Consider the following 11,731-nt stretch of genomic DNA (forward strand, 5'->3'; position numbering starts at 1 on the left):
GAAAATTATAAAGTTTTATTCTTAATTTTTAACATGCTCAGCTCACTTCGAGCTAAGTTCTTGATATGCTCATCAATTCCTTCATCAGAAATTAAGCCTTCAAGAACTTTTTTTCCTTCGTCATCCTTCTTATTATTTAGAAGTGAAAGACCTAATAAATAGTTTATTCTTCCTGAATAAATTGATTTATCAAAATCCTTCTTAAACTTTTTAATTTTTGATTCTAGTAATAAAAAACTCTCGTCTGATTCATCACCAGCAAGTAATTCAATATTCAAATAAGATACTTTTTCTCTAACTGAGTCCATGTACTCATTCTTACTTTTAAGCTTTCTCGTATCACTTAAAAGAGCATTAGCTACTTTTTGATACTTCTTTGTGTCCCCTATCTCATAAAGACAGTCTGTATATGCTTTTACTAACTCTGCAATCTCTTTAGGATCAGAAATTGAATCATCTTTACCACTCGATAGAAACTTCTCAAATGACTTTGCACCATTTTTCCAATCACCTGTATTATAAAAAAGTAGACCTTCATAGTAATCAAGCTTATCGATGCTATTTTTAGTCTTTTTTAAACTTGCGATTTCCTTTCTAACTACATTCCAGTTTTTTAACTTTAGATTTCTTATAATCTGAAGTTCTGCTAAAAGTGACTTTGAGTCCGTAGTATTCTTTCTTTCTACCCAGATAGGAAATGTCTTCGAAATTTCGTAATTAGATTTTGAAAAGTCTTCATATAAACTATCAAACCCTTCGATTAGACCTAGTCTGATATAAGAGTTTGCCACTAAAAAATTCATCTGAGGATCATTTGCAACTTTATCAATATATTGATCCTTATAAATATCCCATGCTTTAATCACGTTAGCGTACTGACCGTTATTAAATGATTTCTCAATCATTCCATATACAATTTCTGCTCCATCACTTTCAAACACTCTTCTATCAGTAGGAATCATCGATTTAAGAGGAAGAGCATTCAGGTAAGCAAGCGCTTCATCATATTTCTTCTCGACAATAAATGTTCTTAATCTTACCTGCCATAATAGCTTCTTAAGGTCTTTTTCTATCTTTACACTATCAACACCTGAAGTTAAGAATACCTTCACTTCTCTGTCGCTACTTGTAACATTCTTTTTTCTTAGATTTCTAAGGGCCACATATCTTACTCTTGCTTCAAAACCAACATCTGATTTTTGAGATCTATTAATTGCATTCTTATATAGCTCAACAGATTCTTTAAAGTCTTTCTCTTGAATTTCCCAACACTGAGCAATACGTACTCTAGCTTCAGAACTCTTCTCATGAAATGAGTAATCATTTAAAAATTGGTCATATATAGCAGTTGCTTTAGAGTAATCAGAATTTCTAAAATAAGCTTCTGCAACATTGTAAAGAATTACTGGGTGCACAGGCTTTACTAGCGAGCTCTTATTCTTTTCATAGAGCTTAATCACCTTCTCAGACTCATCTAAACTTAAAAATGTGTATAGTTCATAAGCAAGCATAACCTGCTTAGGTAAAATCTTTTGAATTGTTTTTTCTTCAAGTAGCTCTTGTACTTTTTCAATTTGCTTTAGCTTAGCAAGATTGAAAAGAATACCTTCCGCAGCATAGTTTGATTCTTCGTAATCATGATTCTCTTTTGAATCTACATAATACTTCTTAGTTAGTTCTAATGTTTTTACATAATCATTAGCTTGAACAAAGTATGGAATTAAGTATTTATATATCCCACTTCTTAATTCATAGTTCTTAGATTTAAGTAAAATATTTTCTAACATACTGATACTCATTTTTACTGGCTCAGTATTTCCTTTTGAAAAATTCTCTCTAAGAATAGCATTTGCTTTCATAAACTCGTTAATATCAAAGTTTGTGTTTTCACCGTACTTCTTATTATAAAGCTTAATCGACTTATACATTAATCCCCATTTCTTCTTTCTAAAGAGATTAATTGTCAATTGCATATGGGCTTCTGCTTCACTCTTTGAAACATCTCTATTCTTAATCTTGTAAAAATACTCAGGTGTTTTACTGTCTAAGTTGATAATCTTCTTCAACTTAGGAGCTAGTGGGCTATAGTCCCATATGAATGAAGCTCCATATCTAAAATCTCTATAAGGAGAATCTTTCTTAACTACTAAAGGCTTCTTAACTGGTGCTTTTCTAACCGACTTCTTAGTAGTTTTTGTACTTTTAACTACAGCTTTTGAAACCTTAGCTTTCTTTGGAGATTTTACTTTTGATATTGGAGTGTTCTCATTACTTTCTTCAGTCCAAAAATCAACAACAAGCTTTTTGTCTCTATCTTTATAGAAGCTAAATAACTCTACAGCATCAGACTTAAGTTTAATCTCAACCTTTGAGCTATTACTCATTTCAGAAGGACCAACCGCTTTGATAGAAGTGATGTACTTACCGTCTGGATCAATGTCTTTAATGGCTTTTTCTAAGTTGATGTAGAGCTCAGTGTTTAAAGTTCTAAATTGTACTGTGTCTTTATTCTTATGTATTTGAACCAAATCTTTTGGTGCGAAGATATTCCATCTAAGATGTGTTGAACCTTTTTCTTGTACAATAATGCCTGCACTTACATTAAATAATGTAAAAAAAGTAATAAGTGTCAAAGTTTTGAGCTTGATAGGCTGCATAGTAATAGAAACTTCCTGTTTCAAGTTAATGCTACCGCGACTGGTTAATTCCAATGTTCATCCTAAACATCGATATCCATCGCACAAATCTATTCTACCTTTTTTTGAAAATTTTTAAAGGAAAATTTTTCCAATAGGCTGTTTTTTCCGCATTAAATTCTGACATGGGAAAAAAGTGTCGCATATATAAATACTTAGGAGGATTTAGGGCCAAAATGCCCTAGCTAAAAACTACAGTACTCCTACCAAGATAGTAGGAGTGGACAATGATATTTTATTGGAAATCTATTTGTTTCTTTTTCATTTTTTCAATGAGTGTTGTTCTATTCATCGAAAGAAGCTTTGAGGCCTGATTCTTATTTCCAGAAGTCTTCGCTAATGCCTGGTGAATTAATGAATCCTCAATATTAGAAAGGGCCTTCTTTAAATCAATTCCAGTTTCAGGAAGAGAGATTAAACTATCGTAAGAATTTAAATGCATTGGTGCACGCTCTAAAAACTTAACTGGTAAATCACTTGGGCGAATAACACTTCCCCCTCTTAATATAACAAGTCTTTCCATTAAGTTTTCAAGCTCTCGAACATTTCCTGGCCAGTCGTACGCAAGTAATAGCTCTAAAGACTCATCATCAAACTCAATACTGTTTCTTCCATCTGCACTTACAAACCTAGAAAGAAAGTATGAAATCAATAATGGTATATCTTCTCTTCTCTCACATAGAGATGGAACTTTAATTGGTATTACGTTTAGGCGGTAATATAAATCTTCTCTAAAGTTACCCTCTTCAACATGCTTTTCTAAATCTCTGTGAGTAGCAGTTATAATTCTAACGTCGACAGGAGTTGTTGTAGTACTACCTACCCTTTCAATAACTCTTCCTTGAAGAACTCTTAAAAGCTTTACCTGTAAAAGAAGTGGCATATCGCCTATTTCATCTAAGAATATAGAACCATTATTTGCTAGTTCAAATCTCCCCTTACGACTTGAGATAGCACCAGTGAAGGCACCTTTCTCATGTCCAAATAATTCACTCTCTAATAACTCTCCAGGAATAGCCCCACAGTTTACAGAGATCATTGGGTTATCAACTCTAGGAGATAAGGAGTGAATAGCAGAGGCTATAAGCTCTTTACCAGTCCCCGATGGTCCGTTTATAAATACAGTCGAGCCAGAGGCAGCAACTTTCTCAATACGCTCAAATACCTTCTTCATTTGAGGAGAGCGACCTATCATTCCACAGAAAATATCATCTTCTGTTGGAGCTTCTATTTTATATGAATTTAATACTGATTTCTTATTAGATTCAACAGCAACCTTAGGAGTTCTAGTCTTAAAGTCAGTCTCTTTGAAACCAAGCTTTGAAACTGCGGCCTTAATAATAAGTTCAGATAAAACATCTAACTCAAAGGGCTTAGTTAAGTAATGAAATACGCCTTTCTTAGTAGCTGCAATAGCTGTTTCAATAGAGGCAAAACCAGTCATTACAATTGGTATGAACTTATGTCCTCTTTCTTTTAATAAATCAATAAGCAGTAGCCCATCTGCACCACCATCATCAAAACTAATATCAGTAATTAAGATGAACTGATCATTTGAAGATCTTTCATTCACCGCAGTAATAGCGGCGGATGGTCCAGAGAAGTAATTTACCTCTAGCCCTAGCTTTTTTTGTAAGAATTTCTTTAAAGTTTTTCCAAAAATGAGATCATCTTCAACAAGAAAAATCTCAGGTAAGCTAGCAGTATCTTCACTATTTTCGTATGTGTCGTGAAGAAATTGGAATTCGTTCAAATGACTCTCCTTAGTTACCAAAATTTTCTAAAAGAAATTTTGATATGAAAAATCGTAGCTAAGTTGAGCTTCAGTGTCAATTTTTCAACACCCTGGAAAGACTTTCCTTTCCTAAAGAATTCTTACATTTGAGTGCTAAATAATGAAGGTATTACTGATTGAATTGAAGAATATACTGCACCGAGGCATCTGGACCCCCAACAAATACCCAATAAGCGAGAATAAGTATTGAAAGCAGACCTAGAGAGGTAAAAACAAGAGCTATTTCTCTGATATCTTTAATCCAATAGGTGTAAGTGAAGTAACCAGATATGAAAATCACTGGAATTGCCCAAAAAGGTGTATATCGTATAAAGAAGTAAACTATATCCATAATGTAATAGTAAGCTTTAACCAAAAAAAAAGCCAGTCCGGAGACTGGCCATTAAAATCAAAATTTAAATCTTATCCTAGAACATACCTTTAAGCTGATCTAAGTAAGTTAGGTTTTCCCATGGGAAAGAAGTTTTACTCTCTCTACCAAAGTGACCATAAGCAGCTGTTTCAGAGTAGATTGGTCTTAAAAGATCAAGTCTTTCAATGATTGCTTTTGGCTTCATATCAAAAATTTCATTAACAGCTTTATTGATCGCTGCTATATCAACTTTTTCAGTTCCATAGCAGTCAACTAGAAGAGACATTGGCTCTGCTACACCAATTGCATATGCAACTTGTACAAGAGCTCTATCAGCTAAACCTGCAGCAACAACGTGCTTTGCAATTTGTCTTGTAGCGTAAGCAGCTGATCTATCAACTTTAGAAGGATCTTTACCAGAAAATGCTCCACCACCGTGAGCTCCGTGACCACCGTAAGTATCAACGATAATCTTTCTACCTGTTAATCCACAGTCACCCATTGGCCCACCGATAACAAACTTACCAGTTGGGTTAATGAAGTATTTTGTGTTGTTATCAACAAGGTCAGTAGGAATTACTTTACTAATAACTTCCTCTCTAACAGCTTCTTCTACTTGCTTAAGAGTCATGTTTTCAGAGTGCTGAGTTGATAGAACAATTGTATCAATTCTTGATACTTTACCATCAACATACTCTGCAGAAACTTGAGTCTTACCATCAGCTCTAAGCTCTCCAACAGTTCCATTCTTTCTAACTTCTGAAAGCTTCATTGCAAGCTTATGAGAAAGATCAATTGTTAAAGGCATAAAGTTTTCTGTTTCATTAATTGCATAACCAAACATTAAACCTTGATCACCAGCACCCATCTCTTTGAAAGTACCTTCACCAACGTTTACACCTTGAGCAATCTCTGGAGATTGCTTATCAAGTGCGACCATTACAGAACAAGTATTACAATCGAATCCTTTATCTGAATGATCATATCCAATCTCTCTAATTTTGTTTCTTACAACTTCTTGAAAATCAATATTTGCTTTAGAAGTAATCTCTCCAGCAAGAACAACCATTCCTGTTGAAATCATTGTTTCACATGCAATACGTGACTCAGGGTCTTGAGCGAACATTGCATCTACAACCGCATCAGAGATTTGATCGGCCATTTTATCAGGGTGTCCTTCAGTAACAGACTCTGATGTAAATACATAATTTTTTAACATATATACTCCAGTAAATAGATTTTATTAAACAAATAATACACTAATAACTCCAAGACTATACTCCGAGAAAATTGTATTAACAATGAATTTATGCAGATTTAAAGGGGGTGTTCAAAATATCTGAAGTAATGTCTGTTACGGTATTTATAAAAGTGAACTCCATCCTTATCAGTGACATAAGTGTTCTTTTTGAACTTCAAAACTTGAAATGTCTCACCTTCTAATGTTTTAAAATCGTATAGAAACTCATAACGCCCCTTCTTATATAGGCTTCTGATGTAGTTACTTCTTTTAACAAGCAAGCCCGGCCTTTCAGGTACAGGAGTAAAATTTGACCAAATTTTTGCCATATTCACTCTTCCAAGCATTGATGCTCTCGAGAAATACCTTAATGCACGGAATTTAACCTCTGGCTTTTGAAGTAATGATAAGGCAATTGAGATATTCTCTCTTCTTAGAAACTTTCCATGTCTCGTCATATCAGGACAGTATATTTTTGAATTTCCAGGAATAAAGTAATAAGTAAAAGAAAACTCTCCTTCTTTAAACATTACGTTAAGCCATGGGTTTTTCTTAACCTGCTCACTTGTTAACTTTAAATAATTAAAAATAGATTCATCTTCATCTATATTATTATATTCAGGGTCTGTTAAACGATTGATTACAACTTGGGTGACATCTCTTCTTTCAAGAGCATCTCTACCGTCAAGCCCTCCTACTTCATTGAAAAGAATTGTATCTATAACATATAGGGCCTGAAGCATTGTAGATTGCTCCATCCAATATCTATATACATCGGCCTCTTTTCTAAGAACAAAATCTTTTAGTATATATCTACTCTTAGATCTACTTTGGAGAAGGTTATCTGTTGAAAAAGCGTGTCCCTTATCTTCTACTTTACCGTCTCTTAGCATTTTATAAAACTTTAATGCTCTCTCAATTCGCTCACTCCACTCGCCAAGTCTAACGTATTGCCTTCTAGGTTTATTCTTGAGATGTCTCTTGATTGACCTTAGCGCCGAGTTTAAATCATAACGAAAATCTTCTGATATGAAATCAGACTTAAGATTTAGATTGAGATAAATTGAGTCTATCGTTGCTCTAAGGAATCTGTCGCTCTTCTTATGATTTACGTTTTGGGCGCCATCTTGAACGATTTTTCTAAAGAAGTATATTTCATTAGATTTCCTCTTACCTTCGATATCTTCTGATCCTTTATGCTTGTCATAATTTACTCTCAGGTCAAAATGATCTACTGGAAATTTATATGACTGAAGAAAACTTAGAGACTCAAGGTAGGACTTTAAATTACTTCTAAATGTAATTAGCTTATACTTTGAATTATTTCTGATTACACTTTTTTCTTTATCACTCTTACTTTGGAAAAATTTCTTTTTGTAAGTTAAAAGTTCGTTAAACGTTTTTTCAAGTTTTATCAGTTTGGCATATTCTGGTTTAAAGTTCTTTCTCTTACTTACTATCTTTCTTTGTGAATCAATCCATTTTTTTTTAGACTCAAGTTCTGGGATAAACTTATTCACTGTAAGTTTATCGAGCTTTCCATCAGGAAGAAGAGGAATAAAGTTACCATTCCCTCTAAAGTTTTTAAATTTTTTCCAAAACTCGTGTTCGACACCACCCTTGCAGTGAAGTTTAGAAAAAGAATTTAATTTCTTTAAATATAAGTCTAATGCTTTCTTTTCAGATATGTTTATAGATAAAACCTGAGAAGAAATCTTTTCACCTTCAGCGAAAACATTCATTGAACTTAACAAGATAAAAAATATTAAAAATTGAGCTTTAATCATTCTTTTTTAATTCATTTACAAAATCAGATTGCCACAATCCTAAACAAGTACCATTACTTAGTACAAGAAGAACTGAGTTATCATCACAGATTTCATCAATTTCATTCCTTAAGCTTTCTAACTCACTATGAACTGAGCCACTAATTCCTTTTGTCTTTAAGTTCTCAATAATTTCGTTACCATCAAGATCATTAGTCCCCTTAACACTTGTGTGCCTAGAAGGCTTCGCAAATAGAACATGGTCTGCGATAGAGAGGGCCTCCGAAAATTCTTTTTGAAATATACTACTTCTAGCGGTCGCAGAATTTGGCTCAATAATTACTTTGATTTTCTTATTAGGATAAAGACTCTTTATTCCGGAAGTTGTAAGCTCTACAGCCCTTGGATGATGAGCAAAATCATCAATTACAATTGCTCCCTTATAAGTACCGCGAACTTCTTGTCTCCTTCTCACTAGAAGTAAATTTGAGATTGAAGAATTAATTCTCTCAGCATCTATTCCTTCATTTAAAGCAAATAGAATAACGGAAGTGATATTTAAAATATTATGCTTTCCTACTAGATTGGTAAAAAACTCTAATCTCTCACCGTTCCACGGAATAGAAAACTCAGTGCCTTTTTCGGAGACTTTAGTAATCTTTAAAGTCTCATCCCCATATGGAATCAAGCATTCTTCATCAATAATTGAAGAGTATTCCTTAACCAGTTCATTTGTGGCCTTATAGGTATTGTCGTATATAAAGGTGCCTTTAAATGTATCTAGCATGGCCCTAAATTCATTTTTAATATCTTCTATATCATTGAAGATATCAGCATGATCAAATTCAAGGGATGTCAGAATCAACTGATCAATTGAATACGATCTAAATTTTGATATTTTTTCAAAGTACGCACTATCATACTCATCAGACTCTATAAAAAAGTATTTACCGTCTCCAAGAATTGCAGACATTCTTCCTTCAACCACTCCACCAATAAAGTAACCAGGGTTTAGGCCAAGCTTCTCAAATACTTGAGTCATTAGATATGTTGTCGTTGTCTTACCATGTGTGCCAGCTATACCAACCACATTTACATCATCTAAAACTAGAGCTCCAAGAGCAGATGGGAAACTTGTAAACGGAACGCCTATCTCTTCAATCAATCTAGCATCATCACTCATACGTGGAACAACATTTCCTACAACAATAAGATCAAAGGAGTTTAAGTAATCCATATCGAAGTCTTTAAGGTTATGTAGAGGTATTCCAGTTGATTCTAGATATGTACTCATTGGAGGATAGTAAGTTGTATCAGCACCTTCAACTTCATAACCTTTCTCTCTAAGCAAGCATGCACAGGCTCCCATACCAGTACCGCATACTCGGTACATAAATATTTTTTTTATTTGGCCTTTCTTTTGCTTTAATTCATCGTGTGAAATTTTATTTACTAAGTTCATAATAGTCCTAAAAAAAGAGAGCTGTTAGCTCCCTTCATTATACACAAGAATATTATTTTTGTAGCCCTTAGTTACTTAAGTTTAATTCTTCTAGAGATCATTTCATCTGTAACTTCAGATATATCAGAAACCTCTGGGTCTTTAACTACTAGAAGCTCGTTCGGCTTTTTTGGATTTCTAAAGTAAGAAATACCAATATCTCCATCTTCTTTAAGTATTTGAACAATCATTACAGAATCAGGGTCAGCTGCTCCAATTCCCATTACTTCTTGTTGACGACCATACTTGTATGAGAACTCAGGTCTTACTTGCTTTAGTCTACCAAGATCAACATCTTTATTCGCTCTTTGAACTCCAATTAAAACTCTACCTTTGAGCTGTCCCTTTAGCTTTTCAACTACTTCTGGCTTATTCTGCATTCCATATGTCACTTGAACACTTTTTCCTGCATCGTCAGTAATGTGAAATTGCATGGCCCCCATAGCAAAGGCCTTTCCAACCTTTCTATCTTTTGAAGTTGAATAGCCGTAACTAGTTCCATAATGAGGGCCTGTCTCCGAATGATCTTTGGCCATAGACACTAGTCCACCGTTATAAAGGTCATCATTGTAGCGATCAAAGTCAGCAAGAATGATTTCTTTCATTTCATTTTGACTCATATTTCTATTCACCTTTTTAGCAACATCATTAGAGGTCATTTGTGGGTGAATATCTGTGAAAACTTTAAGAATTTCAGACTCTTCAATATCCCTTCTATATGCAAGTCCTCTCCAAACAACAGAATCTTGATACCAAAGACTCATCTTTGCGTTCCAATCCTCTGTACTTCTATAAGCTTTATGTCCGAAGGCCACTTTGAAGTCTCTATCTACAAAAGATAGATTAACTTCCTGAATACCTTCTTTTTTATGAGTGAAATCAACTTTTACAGTCTTTAAGAAATCTTCGTATTTTTTATTTATTCCCAGTAGTGTCTCGTGAGGACTCTTTTCAATCTGAGTTACTAAAGACGCATCTTCATCTATCAAATACGAAACAAATTCCATATACTGTCTAGGATCTACTTCCGCTATTCGTGAGTTTTCAACGACTTTCTTTGAACTATATTTTTTTGCATCTATTTCTCCATACCTAAGAGTGTACGGGGAGAATAGTTCTGGAGAATTCTCTAGAGGTAAATGCAGCTCTAACCTAGAAGTTATGTCAGCATAAAGATGGTTAGTTGAGTCCATCCCCTGAATTACTTCTTCCATCCATACTTCAAATGGAGAATATAAGTCCATGTTTGGATCGGCTATTCGTGACGGCGGTAGTCCCTCTTTCATAAGAGCATAGTTAAGAATAAACTCTCTAGACGTTCTACCATTTCCATTTCTAAACGGATGAATCGACACAATATCTCTTTGAAACTCTACAACCAATTCAATGTAATCATTAACTTTTTCTTCTGTATCAATAGCACCTAGAACTTTTCGAGATTCACTAAACCATGCAAATCTTTCTTCAGTTAAAGCTCTAGTTAACTCAGTCATTAACTCCTCTGGAGAGGTCGTTTCATCGCTGGCCTGTAACACTTTAACTTTTTCATAAATATCAGCATGGCTAGTTTTTATTCTTTCAAGAGCTTCTGCTTTAATATTAAGCGGTGTTGGGTAGAGAATAACCCCTCTAAACCTTTCGACCTCACCTTCTAGAATTTTATTAGAAATTTGAAAACCAAGGTAAGGATTCTTCTGTATATTATCCAGAGCATCTCTATCAACCCCTCTTCCCTTTTCATTTCCTACCATTCCAACTTTTCTTATTACACCCAATTCATCATCTTTAATTTCTTCAATACCATTTTTCATCATTATGGAGTGAACATGTTTAAAAGACTCGAGGTTATATTCAGGCATATTTGCAATTAGATACCTTCTAGCTTCTACATAGTTTTCAAAGGCAGCTTCATCCCACTGAGGCGCAAGATACTGTTGCCCTCTTCCTCTTAAAAAGTTACCTACCTTTCCTAGGGCCTCTCTCTTGGCTCTTCTTCCTTTGTTAAATGCATAAGGATAGTCAACATTTGAGAGCTTCTTATGTCCATCAAAGACTTCTTCTAATTCTTTGACAGTATAGTTGTAATCAACAAAGTGAATACTTTCGATAGCATTAGTTATTCCAATTCTTTCAGTCTCTTCAATGTTAGAAATACTTGTTAAGAGCTCTGCTCTTCTATCAACAAAGCTTGTCTTAAAGAATTGTTCAGCAACACTTTTACAAGAGTCTGAAGCCGCGGCAGGATATCTTAGAATATAATTTTTTGGCTTACTCTTTACCGAATAGAACGTACTAGAGTGTGTACATCCAATTGCAAAAAGTGCAAAGATGGACAAAAGTGTTAATTGTTTATGCATTGATAATCCTCCGTCTAGGAGTCT

General features: G+C 34.2%; 7 protein-coding genes. All 7 read right to left on the reverse strand.

The window, feature by feature from the left end; all coding sequences use genetic code 11:
- Positions 1-5 precede the first annotated feature (5 nt).
- Positions 6-2,633, reverse strand: coding sequence for a tol-pal system YbgF family protein (locus tag ABX784_RS00350; protein WP_372651247.1), 2,628 nt, complete (start codon positions 2,631-2,633; stop codon positions 6-8).
- 298 nt (positions 2,634-2,931) lie between these two features.
- Positions 2,932-4,449 (reverse strand): sigma-54-dependent transcriptional regulator, encoded by a 1,518-nt coding sequence (locus ABX784_RS00355; protein WP_372651249.1) that lies wholly within the window; start codon positions 4,447-4,449, stop codon positions 2,932-2,934.
- A 151-nt stretch (positions 4,450-4,600) separates the two neighbouring features.
- Complete coding sequence (locus ABX784_RS00360; RefSeq protein ID WP_372651250.1) at positions 4,601-4,822, reverse strand: hypothetical protein; 222 nt, start codon at positions 4,820-4,822, stop codon at positions 4,601-4,603.
- 76 nt (positions 4,823-4,898) lie between these two features.
- Positions 4,899-6,062, reverse strand: coding sequence for a methionine adenosyltransferase (gene metK / locus ABX784_RS00365; protein WP_372651252.1), 1,164 nt, complete (start codon positions 6,060-6,062; stop codon positions 4,899-4,901).
- 98 nt (positions 6,063-6,160) lie between these two features.
- Positions 6,161-7,825: a hypothetical protein gene (locus tag ABX784_RS00370; RefSeq protein ID WP_372651254.1), complete on the reverse strand. Its 1,665-nt coding sequence runs from the start codon at positions 7,823-7,825 to the stop codon at positions 6,161-6,163.
- 37 nt (positions 7,826-7,862) lie between these two features.
- Positions 7,863-9,311: a UDP-N-acetylmuramate--L-alanine ligase gene (gene murC / locus ABX784_RS00375; protein WP_372651256.1), complete on the reverse strand. Its 1,449-nt coding sequence runs from the start codon at positions 9,309-9,311 to the stop codon at positions 7,863-7,865.
- Between the two features lie 71 nt (positions 9,312-9,382).
- Complete coding sequence (locus tag ABX784_RS00380; RefSeq protein ID WP_372651258.1) at positions 9,383-11,707, reverse strand: Fic family protein; 2,325 nt, start codon at positions 11,705-11,707, stop codon at positions 9,383-9,385.
- Between the last annotated feature and the right edge of the window lie 24 nt (positions 11,708-11,731).

The organism is Halobacteriovorax sp. (assembly GCF_041587335.1).
GTDB lineage: Bacteria > Bdellovibrionota > Bacteriovoracia > Bacteriovoracales > Bacteriovoracaceae > Halobacteriovorax.

Bases quoted from the DNA above. Each gene is read 5' to 3' on its own strand.
- ABX784_RS00360 (WP_372651250.1), bottom strand. From the start codon at position 4,822: ATGGATATAGTTTACTTCTTTATACGATATACACCTTTTTGGGCAATT.
- metK (WP_372651252.1), bottom strand. From the start codon at position 6,062: ATGTTAAAAAATTATGTATTTACATCAGAGTCTGTTACTGAAGGACAC.
- ABX784_RS00370 (WP_372651254.1), bottom strand. From the start codon at position 7,825: ATGAATGTTTTCGCTGAAGGTGAAAAGATTTCTTCTCAGGTTTTATCT.
- murC (WP_372651256.1), bottom strand. From the start codon at position 9,311: ATGAACTTAGTAAATAAAATTTCACACGATGAATTAAAGCAAAAGAAA.
- ABX784_RS00380 (WP_372651258.1), bottom strand. From the start codon at position 11,707: ATGCATAAACAATTAACACTTTTGTCCATCTTTGCACTTTTTGCAATT.